This window comes from Bifidobacterium miconisargentati (genome assembly GCF_019331675.1).
Classification (GTDB): domain Bacteria; phylum Actinomycetota; class Actinomycetes; order Actinomycetales; family Bifidobacteriaceae; genus Bifidobacterium; species Bifidobacterium miconisargentati.
The window spans coordinates 1-18719 of sequence record NZ_JAHBBJ010000009.1 but is presented as its reverse complement, the minus strand read 5'-3'; the positions used below and the strand labels follow the sequence as shown (position 1 = coordinate 18719).

General features: G+C 62.9%; 15 protein-coding genes. 14 read left to right on the top strand and 1 reads right to left on the bottom strand.

Annotated elements, in window-relative coordinates:
* The first annotated feature begins 22 nt into the window (after positions 1–22).
* The 9 genes from KIH81_RS06695 (at position 23) to KIH81_RS06655 (ending at position 11203) form a co-directional block, all read left to right on the top strand.
* A complete protein-coding gene (locus KIH81_RS06695) occupies positions 23–499 on the top strand; it encodes a cell division protein SepF (protein WP_214304649.1) in 477 nt (158 codons plus the stop codon).
* A 191-nt stretch (positions 500–690) separates the two neighbouring features.
* Positions 691–993 (top strand): YggT family protein, encoded by a 303-nt coding sequence (locus KIH81_RS06690; protein ID WP_109057548.1) that lies wholly within the window; start codon positions 691–693, stop codon positions 991–993.
* A 149-nt stretch (positions 994–1142) separates the two neighbouring features.
* On the top strand, positions 1143–2483 hold the full coding sequence (locus KIH81_RS06685; RefSeq protein ID WP_214304648.1) for a DivIVA domain-containing protein: 1341 nt from the start codon (positions 1143–1145) through the stop codon (positions 2481–2483).
* Between the two features lie 22 nt (positions 2484–2505).
* Positions 2506–3042, top strand: a complete 537-nt coding sequence (gene lspA / locus KIH81_RS06680; protein ID WP_214304647.1) for a signal peptidase II — start codon at positions 2506–2508, stop codon at positions 3040–3042.
* Positions 3039–4028, top strand: coding sequence for an RluA family pseudouridine synthase (locus tag KIH81_RS06675; protein WP_214304646.1), 990 nt, complete (start codon positions 3039–3041; stop codon positions 4026–4028). The genes lspA and KIH81_RS06675 overlap by 4 nt, the downstream gene beginning before the upstream one ends.
* A gap of 33 nt (positions 4029–4061) precedes the next feature.
* Positions 4062–7616: a DNA polymerase III subunit alpha gene (gene dnaE / locus KIH81_RS06670; protein WP_214304645.1), complete on the top strand. Its 3555-nt coding sequence runs from the start codon at positions 4062–4064 to the stop codon at positions 7614–7616.
* A gap of 141 nt (positions 7617–7757) precedes the next feature.
* On the top strand, positions 7758–8165 hold the full coding sequence (locus KIH81_RS06665; protein ID WP_214304644.1) for a DUF4186 domain-containing protein: 408 nt from the start codon (positions 7758–7760) through the stop codon (positions 8163–8165).
* A gap of 85 nt (positions 8166–8250) precedes the next feature.
* The gene (locus KIH81_RS06660; RefSeq protein WP_236029380.1) at positions 8251–9135 is read left to right on the top strand and encodes an aldo/keto reductase; all 885 of its coding nucleotides are present in this window, start codon (positions 8251–8253) and stop codon (positions 9133–9135) included.
* Between the two features lie 190 nt (positions 9136–9325).
* Entirely contained in the window at positions 9326–11203 is a 1878-nt protein-coding gene (locus KIH81_RS06655) for an oleate hydratase (protein ID WP_214304642.1), read from the top strand.
* A 191-nt stretch (positions 11204–11394) separates the two neighbouring features.
* On the opposite strand, the gene KIH81_RS06650 is transcribed toward KIH81_RS06655, so the two are convergent.
* On the bottom strand, positions 11395–11901 hold the full coding sequence (locus tag KIH81_RS06650) for an Lrp/AsnC family transcriptional regulator (protein WP_214304641.1): 507 nt from the start codon (positions 11899–11901) through the stop codon (positions 11395–11397).
* A gap of 367 nt (positions 11902–12268) precedes the next feature.
* On the opposite strand from KIH81_RS06650, the gene KIH81_RS06645 reads away from it, so the two are divergent.
* The 5 genes from KIH81_RS06645 to KIH81_RS06625 all read left to right on the top strand — a co-directional run bounded on the left by KIH81_RS06645 (position 12269) and on the right by KIH81_RS06625 (position 18212).
* Complete coding sequence (locus KIH81_RS06645) at positions 12269–13387, top strand: ABC transporter ATP-binding protein (RefSeq protein WP_214304640.1); 1119 nt, start codon at positions 12269–12271, stop codon at positions 13385–13387.
* Positions 13384–14367 (top strand): ABC transporter permease, encoded by a 984-nt coding sequence (locus KIH81_RS06640; protein ID WP_214304639.1) that lies wholly within the window; start codon positions 13384–13386, stop codon positions 14365–14367. The genes KIH81_RS06645 and KIH81_RS06640 overlap by 4 nt, the downstream gene beginning before the upstream one ends.
* The gene (locus KIH81_RS06635; protein WP_214304638.1) at positions 14364–15344 is read left to right on the top strand and encodes an ABC transporter permease; all 981 of its coding nucleotides are present in this window, start codon (positions 14364–14366) and stop codon (positions 15342–15344) included. The genes KIH81_RS06640 and KIH81_RS06635 overlap by 4 nt, the downstream gene beginning before the upstream one ends.
* A 41-nt stretch (positions 15345–15385) precedes the next feature.
* Positions 15386–16501: an ABC transporter substrate-binding protein gene (locus tag KIH81_RS06630; RefSeq protein WP_214304637.1), complete on the top strand. Its 1116-nt coding sequence runs from the start codon at positions 15386–15388 to the stop codon at positions 16499–16501.
* A 337-nt stretch (positions 16502–16838) separates the two neighbouring features.
* Positions 16839–18212: an aspartate aminotransferase family protein gene (locus KIH81_RS06625; protein ID WP_214304636.1), complete on the top strand. Its 1374-nt coding sequence runs from the start codon at positions 16839–16841 to the stop codon at positions 18210–18212.
* The last annotated feature ends 507 nt before the right edge of the window (positions 18213–18719 follow it).

Sequence of the window (18719 nt, the reverse complement as noted above, 5' to 3'; positions counted from 1 at the left end):
TGACCGCTGAAAGGATCGAACCATGGCAGGGTTCATGAAGAACGCTATGTCCTACCTCGGCATGAGCGACGTGGTGGACGACGATGACGACTACATCGAGGAGGAGGAACCGGTCCAGCCGGCCCCCAAGCCCACGTTCGACTCCGACCACACGGTGACCCCGATGCCGGCGGCCACCACCAGCACGCCGTCCTCGACCAAGCAGTTCCCGGTCGGTCGCGTCAACCGCATCACCACCATCCACCCGAAGTCCTATGAGGACGCCCAGCTCGTGGGCCGCGCCCTGCGCGACGGCGTGCCGGTGGTGCTCAACCTGACCGGCGTGTCCGAGGCCGTGGCATACCGCATCGTGGACTTCTCCGCAGGCGTGGTGTTCGGCGTGCGCGGCTCCCTCGAGCGCGTCACCCCGCGTGTGTTCCTCCTGAGCCCCGCCCAGGTGAACATCAAGGTCGAGGAGCCCACCGCCCCCGCATCCGCCCACGACCTCTTCGCGGACTAGTCCCATCCTTGGCTCCCCTCCCTGAGGGGAGCTGTCAGCGCAGCTGACTGAGGGGAGCGTATCCGAACAGTGTTTGCCGATAATCGGACGATCGTCTCCCATCGTCTTTCCAGCCGACTCCCAGCAAGGAGTCGGCTTTCGCATATCCGGCCACCAGCGAACATTTCACCGCCGCTTGTTAGGCTGGCAGCATGTTATCCCTGACTTTCGCCATGATCGGCCGCATCCTTGCATGGCTGATCAACGCCTACATCACCGTCCTCTTCATCCGCATGATCCTCGACTGGGTCTCCCTGCTCGCCCGCAACTGGTATCCGCGCGGCGTGGTGGCCCAGCTCATCAACGCCGTCTATACCGTCACCGAACCGCCGCTCAGGTGGCTGCGCCAGTACATCCGCCCGCTGCCGCTCGGCGGCATGTACCTGGACATCAGCTTCATCGTCCTGTACTTCCTGCTCGTCGCCCTCGAATCGGTGATCATGATCATCTTCTGACCTTGCGGCCGCCGGCGCGGCAACACGGTTTTCGCGAACTTTATCCGCCATAAAACCGCGTTACTTGCCATGAAACGATGGGGTCGTGATAGCATCGTGATGATACCAACGTAAGCGAGGGCACTGCCCCAAAGCGAGGTGCAAGATTTATGGCTCTGTTGACGCCGAAGGATATTAGGGAGCATACCTTCCAGACCGTTCGATTCAAGGAAGGCTATGACGTCGATGAGGTTGACGACTTCCTCGATCAGGTCACGGAAACGGTCGAAGCTCTGGGACGTCAGGCGGTAGCCGGCGGCCAGTCCACCCAGGCTCTGGGTCCGGACGTGACCAGCCTCAACAACAAGATTTCCGAGCTGTCCGGTCAGGTGCAGCAGCTTCAGGCCGAGAACGAGAACCTGAAGAAGTCCGCCGCCGAGGTCCAGCAGGCTGCCGAATCCCGCGGCGATCAGGCCGCCCAGGTGGCCGCCACCAAGCTCAGCGAGGCCGAGGAATCCAACCGTGCGCTGGCCTCCCAGAACGAACAGCTCAAGGGTCAGGTCGACCAGCTCAACGCCCAGATCGACCAGCTGACCGCCCAGGCCGCCCAGGCCTCCGGCAACCAGGAAGCCGTCGGCCAGCAGATCGCCGCCATCCAGCAGGAGCGCGACAAGTTCCGCGCCTCCGCCGAGGAGCTGTCCCGCAAGCTCGCCGCCGCCCAGCAGCAGGGTGCCGTGGCCCAGCAGCAGGCCGCCCAGATCCAGGATCTCTCCCGTCAGCTCGAAGAGGCCAAGCAGCGTGAGAACCAGCTGCGCAGCCAGGTCTCCAAGGTCGAGCCGAGCACCGAGACCGGTTCCCTGCAGAAGATCGCAGGCGCCGCCTCCATGCCGGGCACCGAGCCCGAGCGCGCCACCGCCATGCTCACCCTGGCCATGCAGCTGCACGACCAGTACGTCGAGAAGGGCAAGAACAAGGCCCGCGAGATCGGCGAGGCCGCCCAGAACAAGTACGAGGACCTGGTCACCAAGGCCAACAACTACTCCGATCGCACCCGCGCCGAGGCCGACGACTACTCCGCCCGCACCCGTTCCGAGGCGGACACCTACTCCGACCGCACGCACTCCGAGGCCGACGCCTACCGCGACAAGACGCACGCGGACGCCGAGAACTACGCCAAGAACGTGCACTCCGAGGCCGACGCCTACTCCGTCAAGACCCGTCAGGATGCGGACAACTACTCCAAGACGCAGCACACCGACGCCGACAACTACGAGGCCGAAGTCCAGCGCCGCGCCGCCGAGTACGACAAGAAGACCCGTTCCGCCGCGGACACCTACGCCGAGCAGGTGCGCGACAACCTGCAGGCCCAGTCCAAGGTCATCGAGGGCAACATCCAGAGCCTCAAGCAGTTCGAGACCGAGTACCGCGCCCGCCTCACCGAGTTCCTCGGCCAGCTGGTTTCGCAGGTCTCCGAGTCCAACAACTACGAAGACCAGACCTCGAACAACTAAGGCATAGGCAGGGTCAAGTCGTATGACGAACCAACAGGGACGGCTGCGCACCCGCGCGGCCGTCTTTGCATGTGTGGCCGCGGTCGCGCTGATCATCGACCAGCTCACCAAGGCCTGGGCCATGGCGGCGCTGTCCGCCGGCCAGACCATCCGTATCATCCCCGGACTGCTGTCGCTCACGCTCGTGCGCAATCCCGGTGCCTCGCTCGGCATGGGTTCCGGCGCCACATGGGTGATCAGTCTGCTGGCCGTCGTGGCATGCGTGGCGCTGGTGGTGTTCGGTGTGCGTACCGTATCCATGAAATGGACGGTCACGCTGTCCTTCGCGTTCGCCGGGGCGTTCGGCAACCTCATCGACCGCGTGATGTACGCGGACGGATTCCTCAACGGCAAGGTGGTGGACTTCCTCAACTACGGCTGGTCCGTGGGCAACGTGGCGGATATCTACCTCGTGGTCGCCGGCGTGGTGCTGGTGTTGCTCATCCTGAAGGGCGAGCCGTTCAGCGCCAAGGATCTGGAAACGACCGATGCCACCCCGGAGGCGGACGCCAAGCAATGAGTCGCATGGTTCCCGCTCCCGACGCCCTCGTAGGCAAACGTTTCGATGTTGCCGTGGCCAAGATGCTCGGCATTTCCCGGTCCAAGGCCGCCGACCTCATTGATTCCGGTCAGGCGCGCGTATTGGGCCGCGATGTCGCCCGATCCAGCACCCTGGGGGCGGGGGAGACCGTCGAATTCGATCTTGTCGAGGAACACGCCGAACCCGAACCCATCGCCAACGACATGGCCGTGGTCTACGAGGACGACGACATCGTCGTCGTGGACAAGCCGGTCGGTGTGGCCGCCCACGCATCCGTCGGCTGGACCGGCCCCACCGTCCTGGGCTCGCTGCGTGACCGCGGCGTACACATCACCTCCTACGGCGCTGCCGGCCGCGAGGGCATCGTCTCCCGTTTGGACGTGGGCACGTCCGGTCTCATGCTCGTGTGCAAATCCGATCTGGCATACACCGAGATGCGCCGTCAGTTCGCCGAACACGAGGTCAGGAAGACCTACCATGCGCTCGTGCAGGGCTCGTTGAAGCAGGACAAGGCCACCATCGAGGCACCCATCGGCCGCGCCAAGGTCTCCGATTTCCGATTCTGCGTGACCCCGGCCGGCAAACCCGCCGTGACCCATTGGGATGTTCTGGAGCGGTTCGGCCATGAGGCCACGCTCGTCTCCGTGAACCTGGAGACCGGTCGCACGCATCAGATCCGCGTGCATTTCTCATCCATCGGGCATCCCCTGTGCGGCGACCCGATGTACGGCGCCAACCCGGTGCTCTCCGAGGCACTCGGCCTCGACCGTCAGTGGCTGCACGCCATGAAACTCGAATTCCGTCATCCCCGTACCCGCGTGTGGACCACCGTGGAATCCCATTACCCGGCCGACCTCGCCCAGGCGCTTGCCGTCATGCGGGCCCGCCATGTCGAGACCGATATCACCACTGCCGAGCCCGACGCATCCGCCTCAGCCTTGGACGAAACGATTCTGGTCGACTAAGCGCTGCCAAGGCCACAAGGTATGGTGGAACGCATGGCTGAAACCGGGAACTTCGTACATCTGCACAACCATACGCATTACTCGCTGCTGGACGGCGCGTCGAAGATTCCGGCGCTGGCCAAGCGCGCGGCGGAGCTCGGCATGCCGGCCATCGGCATCACCGACCATGGCAACATGCACGGCGCGTACGAGATGTACACCAACTGCGTGTCCAACGGCGTCAAGCCCATCATCGGCATCGAGGCCTACGTGACCCCGGAAACCGCGCGACAGGACAAGTCCCGCGTGCACTGGGGCACCGAGGCACAGCGCCGCGACGACGTGTCCGGCGGCGGCCTCATCACCCACATGACCATGTGGGCCGAGAACGACGAGGGTCTGGTCAATCTCATCAAGGCGTCCTCCGTGGCCAATCTTGAAGGCCGTGTCATGCGTTACCCGCGTATGGATAAGGAGGTCCTGTCGACGTATTCGAAGGGTGTGATCGCGTCGTCGGGTTGTCCGTCGGGCATCATCCAGACGCGCTTGCGTTTGGGGCAGTTCGATGAGGCGTTGCGTGCTGCTGGCGAGTTCCAGGACATCTTCGGCCGGGATAATTTCTTCATCGAGCTCATGGACCATGGCCTCAAGATCGAGACCCAGGTGACCCGTGATCTCCTGGACATCGCGAAAAAGCTCAACGCGCCCTTGTTGGCGACGAATGATTCGCATTACGTGCATGCGGAGGACGCGGGCGCGCAGGACGCGATGCTGTGCATCAACTCGGGCTCCCGTTTGGATGATCCGGACCGGTTCAAGTTCGACGGCACCGGGTATTTCATCAAGACCGCCGATGAGATGCGTGACCTGTTCCGTGAGCTGCCCGAAGCCTGTGACAATACGCTGCGGATCGCGGAGCGTTGCAATGTGATGTTCGACGATCACGAGGACGGGGCGTTCATGCCGAAGTTCCCCTGCCCGGAGGGCTGGGACGAGACGAGCCTGTTCCTGAAGAAGGTCGAGGAGGGCCTGGAGAAGCGCTACGAGGGCAACCCGCCGTTGGAGGTGTTGAAGCAGGCGGATTACGAGTGCGGCGTGATCTGCCAGATGCAGTTCTGCGGTTACTTCCTGGTGGTCGCCGACTACATCCAGTGGGCCAAGGACCATGGGATCATGGTGGGTCCTGGCCGTGGCTCGGCGGCAGGCGCGATGGTCGCCTACGCGATGGGCATCACGGAACTGGACCCGTTGAAGCACGGTCTGATCTTCGAACGTTTCCTGAACCCGGAGCGCGTGAGTCTGCCGGATATCGATGTGGATTTCGATCCGGAGGGCCGTGGCCGTGTGATCGAGTACTGCGGCGAGAAGTACGGCACGGACAAGGTCGCGCAGTGCGTGATCTACGGCACGATCAAGACCAAGCAGGCGTTGAAGGACTCCGCACGCATCATGGGCTACGAATTCTCCGTGGGCGAGAAGGTCACCAAGGCCCTGCCCCCGGCGGCCACGGGCGGCAAGGACATCAGCCTGCACGACATCTTCGACCCGCAGGCGAAACGCTACGCCGAGGCCCGCGAGTTCCGTGAGATGTACGAGTCCGATCCGGACGCGCGCCGCATCACCGACGAGGCCAAGGGCATCGAGGGCCTGATCCGCCAGACCGGTGTGCACGCCTGCGCCACCATCATGGGTAGCGCCCCCATCACGGACACGTCCCCGTTGCTGGAACGTACGGACGGCACGATCACCACCACGTTCGAGTACCATACGTGCGAAACGTTGGGTCTGGTGAAGATGGACTTCCTGGGCCTGTCCAACCTCACGACCATCCACGACACGCTCAGGAACATCGAGGCCAACGGCAAGCCCGCCATCGACTACACCAAGATCCCCCTGGACGACAAGCCCACGTACGAGTTGCTCTCCCGCGGCGACACCCTGGGCGTGTTCCAGCTCGATTCCGACGGCATGCGCGCGCTGCTCAAGACGTTGAAGCCCGATAACTTCAACGACATCTCCGCACTGATCGCCCTGTACCGTCCGGGCCCGATGTCGATGGACTCGCACACCAACTACGCCAAGCGCAAGAACGGCCTGCAGAAGATCACGCCGATCCACCCCGAGCTCGAGGAACCGTTGAAGCAGGTGCTCGACGAGACCTACGGCCTGATCATCTACCAGGAGCAGGTGCAGTCCGCCGCCCGTATCCTGGCCGGCTACTCCCTGGGCAAGGCAGACGTGCTCCGGCGTGCCATGGGCAAGAAGAAGCCCGAGGTGCTGGCCAAGGAGAAGGTGCCGTTCTTCGCCGGCATGAAGGAGCACGGCTACTCCGAGGAGGCCGCCACCGCCGTGTGGGACATCCTGGTCCCGTTCTCCGGCTACGCCTTCAACAAGGCGCACTCCGCCGCCTACGGCCTGATCTCCTACTGGACCGCGTACCTCAAGACCCATTACCCGGTCGAGTTCATGGCCGCCCTTCTGCAGGGCGCGGCCACCAACAAGGACAAGACCGCGCTTTACCTGGGCGAGGCGCGGCGCATGGGCATTCAGGTGCTTTCCCCGGACGTCAACGAGTCGGTGTACGAGTACTCCGCCGTCGGCGACGTGGTGCGCTTCGGCCTGGGCGCGATCCGCAACGTGGGCGCCAAGGCCGTGGCCGACATCATCGCCGAACGCGAGGGCCCGCGCGGCAAGTTCGTGAACTTCATGGACTTCATCCGCCGCGTGCCCTTGACCGCCTTGAACAAGCGACTGGTCGAATCCCTGATCAAGGCAGGCGCGTTCGACTCCATCGACCCGAACCGGCGTGCCCTGTTCACCGTGCACGAGGCCGCCATCGACTCGGTCGTGAGCCTCAAGCGCAAGCAGGCCGAAGGCCAGTTCGACCTGTTCTCCGACGACGAGGACGGGGGAGCCGAGGCCATGGGCGACGCCTCCGTGAGCGTGCCGGACATCGAGGAATGGGACAAGAAGACCAAGCTCAACTTCGAACGCGAGATGCTGGGCCTGTATGTGTCCGACCATCCGCTCTCCGGCATGCAGTCCGTGCTCGCGTCGCTGCGGGAGATGTCCATCGCGCATCTGATCGACCGTGCCAAGACCATGCCCGAAGGCCAGCAGGTCACGCTCGCCGGCCTCGTGACCGGCGTGGACCGGCGCGTCTCCAAGAAGGGCAACCCGTGGGCCATCGTCACCATCGAGGACATGGAAAGCAGCATCCAATGCATGTTCTTCGGCAAGGTGTACGAGGCCGCGGCCGCCGAACTCGCACTTGATTCCGTGGTGCAGATCCGCGGTCAGGTGGAGCTGCGCGACGAGACCGTCTCCCTCAGGGCCACGGAGATGCAGGTGCCCACGCTGGAGGCCGAGGACGAGCGGCCGTTGGTCATCACGCTGCCGCCGGTGGCGCTCGATCGCCGCCGCATGATGGAACTCGGCCAGGTGCTTTCCAACCACCCCGGCTACTGCGAGGTGCATCTCGCGGTGATGGACGAGAAGGGCAACGCCCAGGTGCTCACCTTCGGCGACCGGTTCCGCGTCAAGCGCGACACCTCCCTGTTCGCCGAAATCAAGATCCTCTTCGGCCCCAGCTGCCTGCCCGCCGCCTGAGTGAGCCGTGCGTCTTCTTCCGGAGATTGTTGATGGTCCCGGCTCCCCTCGCTGAGGGGAGCTGTCAGCGAAGCTGACTGAGGGGAGTCCAGTCGAGAGGAGTCTAACCGGGGAGCCGTTCCGGTACTACCATGTCGAACCGTGACCACCTCAGTAGAAGACGAGCAACGTTGGATATCCGAGACGCTGGAACGGCTCTCGCATTCGCAATTCCGCGACAAATTCCAGCTTGCGGACAAGGACCGCGTATACGCCCGCGCCAAGGGCAAGGCGACCATCGACCGGCACGCGAGGGAGATGCTGCGCGACAGGGTCGGCGCCGCCGAGCCGAAGAACGACGGACGGCAGACCCCGTGGCGCGGACATCCGGTCTTCACCGCCCAGCATGCCACCGCCACCTGCTGCCGTGGCTGCATCGAAAAATGGCATCACATCCCCAAAGGCCGTGAGCTGACCGATGATGAGGTGAACCGTCTTGCGGACCTCGTGATGGCCTGGATCGAACGGGACCTTGTCAACCATCCCGCGCGTTGGTTCGTGAAGAGCTGATATCCCTCTTGAAACCAGTGACCTCCCAGTATTCCGGGAGTAGCATGAAGGCGAACATTCGTTTTCCATGAACGAAAGGATCGTCATGAGCGAGCAGCAACTGGTTTCCCCCGAACTGACGTTGAACGACAAGGCGCATTCCGTCATCCCGCAAATCGGATTCGGCACCTTCCAGATTCCCCCGGAGGACACGCAGCGAGCCGTCGAGGAGGCCCTCGAAATCGGCTACCGCCACATCGACACCGCGGCCGCCTACTACAACGAGGAACAGGTGGGCGACGCGCTCAAGGCCACCGGCATGGCCGGCAAGGTGTGGGTGACCACCAAGCTGCGCAACTGCGATCAGGGCTACGACTCCGCCATGGTGGCCTTCGAGGAGTCCCGCAGGAAGCTCAAGGTGGATGTCGTCGACATGTACCTCATCCACTGGCCGTTCCCCGCCGCCGGCTTCTACAAGGAGACCTGGCGGGCGCTGCTCAAGCTGCGCGACGAAGGCGCCATCCGCGTGCCCGGCGTCAGCAACTTCCTGCCCGAGCACCTGCGCGGCATCATCGAGGACTCCGGCGAGACCCCCGCGGTCAACCAGATCGAGGTCCACCCGCGCTACAACCAGCCCGGCAACCTCGCCTTCTGCAAGGCGCGCGGCATCGTGGCGGAAGCCTACAGCCCGCTCGGCCACGGCAAGGACATCGAATCCGATCCGGTCGTCAAGGCCGCCGAAGCCCATGGCGTCACGCCGGCGCAGGTCGTGCTGCGCTGGCATACGCAGGAGGGCCGCATCATCATCCCGAAGTCCAAGCATGTCGAACGCATGAAGGCGAACCTCGCCAGCGCGACCTTCGACCTGACGGCCGCCGAACTCGCCGCCATCGACGCGCTCGACGACCCGCACGCCAACGTGAGCGCCGATCCGGCCACGTTCACCCATTCCCAGTCCTGGGCCGACCAGCACGTCCGCGGCAACATCTGATGCCCTGGGAGGGGCGGCTCCCCATGCGAAGAGGAGCCGCCCCGCCATCACCGCGGCCGCGAGTCCGCCGTATCCCTCATAAATCCCACACAACGCCGACGATTGCCCATGGCGCGCCGACACATAATGCGACAAGATGTCTGTCAAAAGGTTGACGCAATGTCAACACATTCTCCAAAGGAGGAGTGTCATGTACTATTCCAACGGAAACTACGAGGCATTCGCCCGTCCGAAGAAGCCGGCCGGCGTCGATGGCAAATCGGCCTACATCATCGGCACCGGACTCGCTGCCCTGTCCGCGGCCTGCTATCTGGTGCGCGACGGTCAGATGCCCGTCGACCACATCTATATCCTCGAGAAGGACCCGGTGCCGGGCGGTGCCTGCGATGGCGCCGAAATCCCCGGCCTCGGCTACGTGATGCGTGGCGGACGCGAAATGGACAACCACTTCGAGGTGATGTGGGACCTGTTCCGCTCCATCCCCTCCATCGAGACCGAAGGCGTCTCCGTGCTGGACGAGTACTACTGGCTCAACAAGGAGGACCCGAACTACTCGCTGTGCCGCGCCACCAAGGATCTCGGCAAGGACGCCGGCACCAACGGCAAGTTCGGCCTGTCCGACAAGGCCTCCCAGGAGATCATGAAGCTCTTCTTCACCCCGGACGAGGAGCTGTACGACAAGCCCATCACCGACTTCTTCGACGACGAGGTCCTGAATTCCAACTTCTGGATGTACTGGCGCACCATGTTCGCCTTCGAGAACTGGCACTCCGCACTCGAGATGAAGCTGTACATCAAGCGCTACATCCACCACATCGGTGGTCTGCCGGACTTCTCCGCCCTGCGCTTCACCCGCTACAACCAGTACGAATCCATGATCCTGCCAATGGTCAAGTACCTCGAGGGCCTCGGCGTCCAGTTCCACTACAACACCAAGGTTGAGAACGTCGAATTCGCCATCGGCGGGGGAGACGGACCCAAGCGTGAGCATACCGGCGTGGGCCAGGACACCATTCTCAAGATCCAGGCCACCTCCGGCGTCTTCAAGCGCAACCCGTACTCCAGCCCCACCAAGAAGCTCGCCGTGCGCCTCGACATCGATCACGAAGGCGAGAAGTCCTCCATCGACCTGACCGAAAACGACCTCGTGTTCATCACCAACGGCGGCTGCGTGGAGAACTCCACCATGGGCTCGCAGCACGCGCCCGCCCCGTGGAACCCGGACCTGAAGCCCGGCGGCGGCTGGGACATGTGGCGCAACATCGCCAAGCAGGACCCGAGCTTCGGTCACCCGGACAAGTTCTGCTCGGACCCGCAGGCCACCAAGTGGATGAGCGCCACCGTGACCACTCTGGACAAGGAGATTCCGCCGTACATCCAGCGCATCTGCAAGCGCGAACCGTTCACCGGCCACGTCGTCACCGGCGGCATCGTCACCGTCACCGACTCCAACTGGCTCATGAGCTGGACCCTCAACCGCCAGCAGCAGTTCCGCGACCAGCCCAAGGACCAGCTGTGCGTGTGGGTCTACGGCCTGTTCCCGGACAAGCCCGGCAACTACGTCAAGAAGCCGATGACCGAATGCACCGGCGAGGAGATCTGCGAGGAGTGGCTCTACCACATGGGAGTCCCGACCGACAAGATCGAGGCGCTCGCCAAGAACCACGCCAACACCGTGCCGGTCATGATGCCGTACATCACCGCGTTCTTCATGCCTCGCGCCGCCGGCGACCGCCCGGACGTGGTGCCGGACGGCGCCGTGAACTTCGCGTTCCTCGGCCAGTTCGCCGAAACCCCGCGCGACACGATCTTCACCACCGAGTATTCGATGCGCACCGGCATGGAAGCGGTGTACACCCTGCTCGACGTGGACCGCGGCGTGCCTGAGGTGTGGGGCAGCGTGTACGACGTACGCAACCTGCTCAACGCCACCGTCAAACTACGCGATGGGTCGCCTGTCACCGATATGAAGCTCAACTTCGTGGAGAAGGCCGTGCTCGGCAAGGTCTTGAAGAAGCTCGACGGCACCGACATCGCCACGCTGCTCAAGGAGTACCACGTGATCTGATTTCGTGAGGCGTGCCGTTTGATCCAAGCTGGCAAGCGGCACGCCTGGGCTCCCCTCTTCCGAGGGGAGCTGTCGAGCAAAGCGAGACTGAGGGGAGTCGCGGTTCAACCCGTTGCGACTCCCCTCAGTCGTCTTCGACGCCAGCTCCCCTCGGAAGAGGGGAGCCCAAGCGCGCCGGAATCATCCGGCTCCTACCGCACTCCCCAGTCGTAGCGCTGGGATTCGAGACGCATGTAGGTGAACAGTTCCGTGCGGTCGATGCCGTCGATCTTGCGGATGTGACGGTTCACCAGCTCCAGCATGCTCTCATCGTCCTCGGCGAAGATCTCCGCGAGGATGTCGAAGCGACCGGCCGTGATGATCACGTAGTCGATCTGATGGATCTCCTTGAGTTCGCGCGCCACGTATTCGATGTCGCCATTGACGGTGATGCCCACCATCGCCTGACGTTTGAAACCCATGTCCATCGGATTGGTCACGGCCACGATCTGCATGATGCCGTCGTCCAGCATCTTCTGCACGCGCAGCCGCACCGCCGCCTCGGACAGGCCGATCTGCTTGCCGATCGACACATACGACCGGCGGCCATCCTCCTGCAGCAGCGTCACGATCTTCTTGTTCGTCTCGTCCATCGACTGCGCGGCGGTGTCCGATGCCGTGCCCTCCGTGCCGTCCTTGCCGCTTTTTGCCGCCGCCATGATCGCCGTCCTTGTCCTGATCGGTATGCATTCCAGTCTTGTGTGTCCCATTATGCCTGCCAGTGATGTCGGAATGATTCGAAATCGTTAATTCGCGTGTCTCGCATCTGCGATTTTCGCATTAACCGGGGTTCACTATGTGACATATTTTCGACGGAAGATGTGTCGTATGGCTTCCTTCAGGTGAAAGCCGGCAAATCAGCATAAATATGCGATTTTCGTTATATAGAAACGTACTAAACGCGCTATTCGCATAATCTTCTGTTTTCATTGCGAAAAGAATCGCAATGTTCTGTTTACTTTATGGAAATCGCGGTCTTCTTCACTGACAGTTGTGATGGTACGAGCCGAAGAGTAAGGAGACGCGATGAGCGAGACCCAACCATTGGTGGCACGCGACCCTGAAGTCGAATCAAGGGAATCCGGACTGACGATCAACCGTGCGTTCAAAGTGTTCCAATCCGCCGAAGGCAAGGAAGTCAAGGCCATCAACGACGTGAGCCTGGCCATCCGGCAAGGCGAGTTCTTCATCCTGCTCGGCCCGTCCGGCTGCGGCAAGACCACGCTATTGCGTTCCATCGCCGGCCTCGAAAGCCTCGACGCCGGCGAGATCTACCTCGGCGACCAGCGCATCGACCAGCTGCCGCCGTACGACCGTCCGGTCAACACCGTCTTCCAAAGCTACGCCCTGTTCCCGCATCTGACGGTGGCGCAGAACGTGGCGTTCGGCCTCGAAATGGAGAAGAAGCCGAAGGCCGAGATCGCCAGAACCGTGCAGGAGATGCTCGACCTCGTCCATCTCGGCGAATTCGGCGGCCGCAAGCCCCATCAGCTCTCCGGCGGCCAGCAGCAGCGCGTGGCCCTCGCCCGGTCGCTCGCCAAACGCCCCAAGGTGCTGCTGCTCGACGAATCCCTCTCCGCACTCGACTTCAAACTCCGCCGCCAGATGCAGGTGGAACTGAAGCGCATCCAACGTGAAACCGGCATCACCTTCGTGTTCGTGACCCACGACCAGGAGGAAGCCCTCTCCATGGGCGACCACATCGCCGTCTTCTCCAAGGGGCGCCCCGAACAAGTGGGCACGCCGGAGGAGATCTACAACGAACCCGCCAACCGCTTCGTGGCCGACTTCATCGGCGACATCAACTTCGTGGACGCGGTCAAGAGCGCGGACGGTGAAATCACCGTGGAAGGCGTGCCCTTCCGCGTGAAGCAGGACATCTCCGGCCTGCCGGTGGGCGCCGAAGTGAGCGCCGCCATCCGTCCCGAACGCATCGCTCTGACCGCCCCGCGCGAATCCGCGCTCACCGGCACGGTCGAAACGCTCATGTTCATGGGCGCCGACGTGCGCTGCGAGGTCCGGCTCACGGACGGCACCAAACTCCTCGTCCGGCTCTCGCCCCCGTACGACACGGCCGTGCTGCACGAAGGCGCCACGGTGTCCGTGGAGGTCGAGGCCGAGCACATGAGGGTGGTGGAACGATGAGCGCCGCCGACCGCAAGACGGGGACGCGCCGGGAACCGGCGGACGTCCCCGCCGCAAAGACCTCCGCATGGAGCCGCTGGTTCGGTTCCTCCCATGCCGTCAAACCCGGCATGCTGAACCGCCTTTACTCCCTGCCGTCCATCATCATCGGACTGCTGTTCACCCTGGGCCCGATCGGCGTCATCATCGCGTTCTCCTTCATGAGCCGGCCGGACATGGGCGGCGGCGTGGTCTTCAGATTCTCCACCGACGCCTACGAAAAGCTGCTGTTCCGCCACGACTTCTTCGGCAACCGCTCCTTCGACGCCCGCTACCTGCAGGTATTCGGCACGTCGCTGTGGCAAGCGTTGCTCACCACCGTGATCTGCGTGGCGCTCGCCTTCCCGATCGCCCTGTGGATGTCCATGAAAAGCGCCAAGATCCAGCAGATCCTCGTACTGCTGGTCACCATCCCGTTCTGGACGAACCTGCTGGTGCGCACCTACGCATGGATGCTCATCCTCAACGAGAACGGCCCCATCAACTGGGCGCTGCGCCTGCTCGGCATCGGCTCGCAGCAGATGCTGTACACCTCGTTCGCCTCCGTGATCGGCCTGATCTACACGTTCCTGCCGTTCGCCATCCTGCCCATGTACTCGGCCCTGTCCGGATTCGACTTCCGGCTGGTCGAGGCGGCCTACGACCTCGGCGCGCACAAGCTTACCGTCATGCGCCGCGTGATCTTCCGCGCCGCCATGCCCGGCGTGATGAGCGGCATCGCTCTGTGCTTCATCCCCGCATTCGGATCATACGTGCAGCCGGTGCTCCTCGGCGGCGGCCGCGTGCTCATGGTCGGCAACCTCATCGCCTCCCAATTCGCGGAGGCCCGCAACTGGCCGTTCGGCGCCGCGCTGTCCACGGTGATCCTGGCGGTGACGCTACTCGGCGCACTGGTCGCCTCCGTACTCGGCGGCCGCGCCTCCCGAAAGGCAGGTGAATGACGATGACCGTGATGCATGACGACACCGACCCGAACAAGGTCCGTTACGGCAACGCCGGCGAGTTCGGCGCCCTGGTGGCCCGGACCCAGCGGGAACGCGGGGGAGCGCAGGACGTGTCCGGCGTGCGCATGCCCGCCGATCTGGAGCGCAAGCAGCCCGACCGCATGTGGAGCACGCGACGTTCCGGCAAACAAGGCAACACCCTCAAACGATTCCCGATGGTCGGATTCGTGAGCGTGGCCGTGCTCGCGTTCCTCTACGTGCCGATGGTGATCGTGGTGTTCTTCTCCTTCAACGGCGGCAAGCAGGCACTCCTGTGGCAGGGGTTCTCGCTGCGCTGGTATGGCGAGGTGTTCACCAACGGCGCCATCATCAACGCCACTGAAACCTCGCTGCTCGTGGCCGTGATAGCCACCGTGCTCTCCACGGCGTTGGGCGTGCTCTACGTACTGGCCGTGGACCACATGTCCCGGGCCGGATCGGCGCTCGCCTCCATGCTCATCAACGCCTCCATGCTCATCCCCGAGATCGTGCTCGGCGTGGCCACCATGGCGTTCATCAGGCTCATAGGACTCGCTCCCGGATTCGTGCCGCTGGTGCTCGCGCACACCACGTTCTGCATCCCGTTCGTGGTGATGCCGATCCGCGCGCGACTGGCGACCATCGACCACGCATGCTTCGAGGCCGCCGAGGACCTGGGCGCCTCCGGACCCGTCACCGTGTTCCGCGTGACGCTGCCGCTGCTGGTGCCCGGCATCGTATCCGGCGCGCTGATGGCGTTCGTGGTCTCCATGGACGACTTCATGATCTCGAACTTCCTGACCACGGCCGGCACCACCACGCTGCCGATCTATATCTTCTCCCTGATTCGCAAGGGCGTGAACCCCAGCGTGAACGTGGTGGCCTCGCTGCTGCTGTTGCTGGCCGTCGTGGTCACGGTCACCTCCACGCTGCTGACGAACCGCAAATCGAAGTGAGGCGCATGATGACGAATACGAAACATCCACAGTATGATGCGATGCGGATTCTGATGCGGCGCGGCTGCGCCTGCGCTCTGGCCGGGGCCATGGTGTGCGGGCTCGCCGCCTGCTCGGGCGGCGTGAGCGACGTGGCCTCCGGCCCGGTGGTCAGCGCGGTCGGCCCCTACCGCGCGGCCACCGGCGGCGAACTGCACGTCTACACATGGGCCGGCTACATGCCGGACAGCGTGATCAAGGCCTTCGAAAAGGACACCGGCATCTCCCTGACCGTGGACACCTTCGACAGCAACGAGGCGCTGGAAGCCAAACTGCAATCCACCGGCGGCGAGGGATACGACATCGTGATGCCCAGCGACTACATGGTCGAACAACTCATCCATGAAAAACTGCTCATGAAATTCGACGTCAGCACACTGCCGAACGCCAAGAACATCAAAAGCGAGTTCCGTGATCCCTATTACGACGCAAAGATGGAGTATTCGGCACCCTACATCGTCAGCTACACAGGCATCGTCTACGATGCCAAGGCGATCCCCGCGGCGGACGCGCCCACATCCTGGAACGACTTCTTCCATCCCAAGACATCGTGGGGCAAGACCCAGCTGCTCGGCGACCAGATCGAAGTGGTGAACGCCGCCCTGCGCGCCGTGGGGTCCGACCAATGCGCCACTGACCCGCAGGATTACCAGGACGCCGCCAACCTGCTCGAGCAGTACAAGTCAAAGCTGGGCGTCATGAGCTCGGAAGGTGTGGCGGACCGGCTCGCCTCCGGCGAACAGAAGGTCGGCATGGCATGGAGCTACGACGCCTATCAGGCCATGGCGAGCAACCCCGACCTGAAATTCGTGTTCCCCTCGGACGGGGCGAACAAGTTCGTGGACAACGTGGCCATATCGCGCGGCGCCAAGAACGTTGATCAGGCCAAGACATTCATCAACTGGATGCTTGACCCATCCAACAAGACCGCGGTGGAACAGAACGCCGGCGCCGGCAGCGTGCTGAAGGGCGGCGACGAGCTGCTGCCCGCCGCGATGCGCAAATTCAACGTGGTGGTGCCCTCCGCCGAGGAGGAGAAGCACGCCATCCTGGAAAAGCGTTGCTCGAACAAACTCAATGACAACTACACGATGATGTTCGAGGACTTCCGCAACTAGCGCAAACATCGGCTTCCCTCTTTGCGGGGAGCTGGCGGCAAAGCCGCCTGAGGGGAGCGGCGTCTGCGGAATGCTGTCCTCGTTTCATCCCTCTCTCCTCATTCCCGGCTCCTCTCCCCCGAGAGGAGCCTTTCCCATGCCTGTTTTCGTGCAATCCAACGGTTTTCGCAACATTCACGCAACACCACTTTGTAAATCGTGCCATATTCAGTTAATGGCTACGAAATAAATAGGTGATTACCTAAAGATGTCGAGAAAAACGCAGGTTGAACATACGGTTCATGCGAAATCCTGAATCGAAACCAACCAATCATTGAAGAACCCAAGGAGCGACACCATGGCGGCTACCATCGATGAAACCAGAATCAAGGAACTGACCGCGAAGGAAGGCGACAAGCTCAACGCCAAGCTCGGCAAGTCCCGCGAAATGTACGAGCGCGCCTGCAAGCACCTGTGCAACGGCGTCGCATCCTCCTACCAGCTGCGCGATCCGTGGCCGATCTACGTGGACCGCGGCCAGGGCGCCAAGATGTGGGACGTGGACGGCAACGAATACTACGACTTCAACAACGGCTTCGGCGCCATGCTTCAGGGCCACGCCAATCCGATCATCGCCGAGGCCGTCAACGACCGCTTCTCCAAGGGCTCGCACTTCGCCATGCCCGACTGGGACGACGTGGTGGTGGCCGAAGAGCTCGCCGAGCGTTTCGGCCTGCCGAAGTGGCGCTTCAACAACTCCGGTTCCGAGTCCACGATGGACGCCATCCGCATCGCCCGCGCCTACACGCACCGCGATCACATCATGAAGATCTTCGGCTCCTACCACGGCCACCATGACGCCGTGATGATCTCCATCTCCGAGGATTACAACAACATCGGCGACCGTTACCATCTGAAGTCCCTGCCGTACGGCGCGGGCATCCCGAAGGCCACCGTGGAACTGACCGTGCCGGTGCCGTTCAACGACCTCGACGCCCTCGAACACCGCGTCAAGGAAATGGAGGAGGAAGGCAACCCGCCCGCCTGCCTCATCATGGAAGCCTGCCTGATGAACATGTCCATCGTGCCGCCCGAGCCCGGATATCTGGAAGGCGTGCGCGAGCTGACCAGGAAGCACGGCATCGTGCTCATCTTCGACGAAGTCAAGACCGGCCTGACCGTGGGCCCCGGCGGTGCCACCAAGCTGTTCGGCGTGACCCCGGACATGGTCACCATCGCCAAGTCCCTGGCCGGCGGCCTGCCCTCCGGCGCGATCGGCGGCACTGATGAGGTCATGCACGTGGTCGAGGACGGCGAGGTCTATCAGGTCGGTACGTTCTCCGGCAACCCGCTGTCCATGGCGGCTGCCCGCGCCAGCCTCGAGAAGGTGCTCACGCCCGAGGCCTATGAGCATCTCGACCACATGAACCAGCGTCTGATGGACGGATGCCGCGCGATCATCAAGAAGTACGACTTCCCCGGTTACGCCCAGGGCTTCGGCGCCAAGGGTTGCGTGACGTTCTCCCCGCACAAGATCACCGACTATGTGAGCTTCCGCAAGGGCCAGAACGCGGCGCTCAACCAGCTCGCCTGGCTCTACGAGGCGAACCGCGGCATCTACATGGCTCCGGGCCGCGAGGAGGAGTGGACGCTGTCCGTGGCACATGACGACAAGGCCTGCGATACCTACCTCGCCGCATTCGAGGAGATGGCGCACGATTTGACCGCCTGATCGGACTTGCCGATTTCCTTGCGATGGGTCCCCCCATGGCGTGAGGCGCGAACAACGGCGTTCGTGCCTCACGCTTTTTTGATGGGACGAAGAGGCAGGTGTCCGACGGGTGAATGCCTGTTGAGGACGGGCCGAATTCTTCCGACACGCCGATGAACAATGAATGTTGATGCATCGAGGCCGGGGTCAGGAGGTTTATTCTGTCTGTAGAACAGCGTTGTAGACTGTTTGCGACACGCCGAGGGAGCCTTGCTATGATGCGGTTTTCCCTCGTTTCGTCATGCCTCGATTTGCGTGTTTGGTTTGTGGCGTGTAAGTTATTCACCTGTTGCCGCTCGGCACGGCGGGTTTCCTTCCTTTGGTTGGTTGGTCGCCTGTTGGTGTGGTGGTGGTTTGAGAACTCAAGAGCGTGTTTGTACTACTTCTTTATAGTCAATGATTGCCAGTATGCCTCAAGCCCGGCCTTGTTTTGGTTGGGTTCCCTGGGAGGGGTTGAATTGGGGTGTG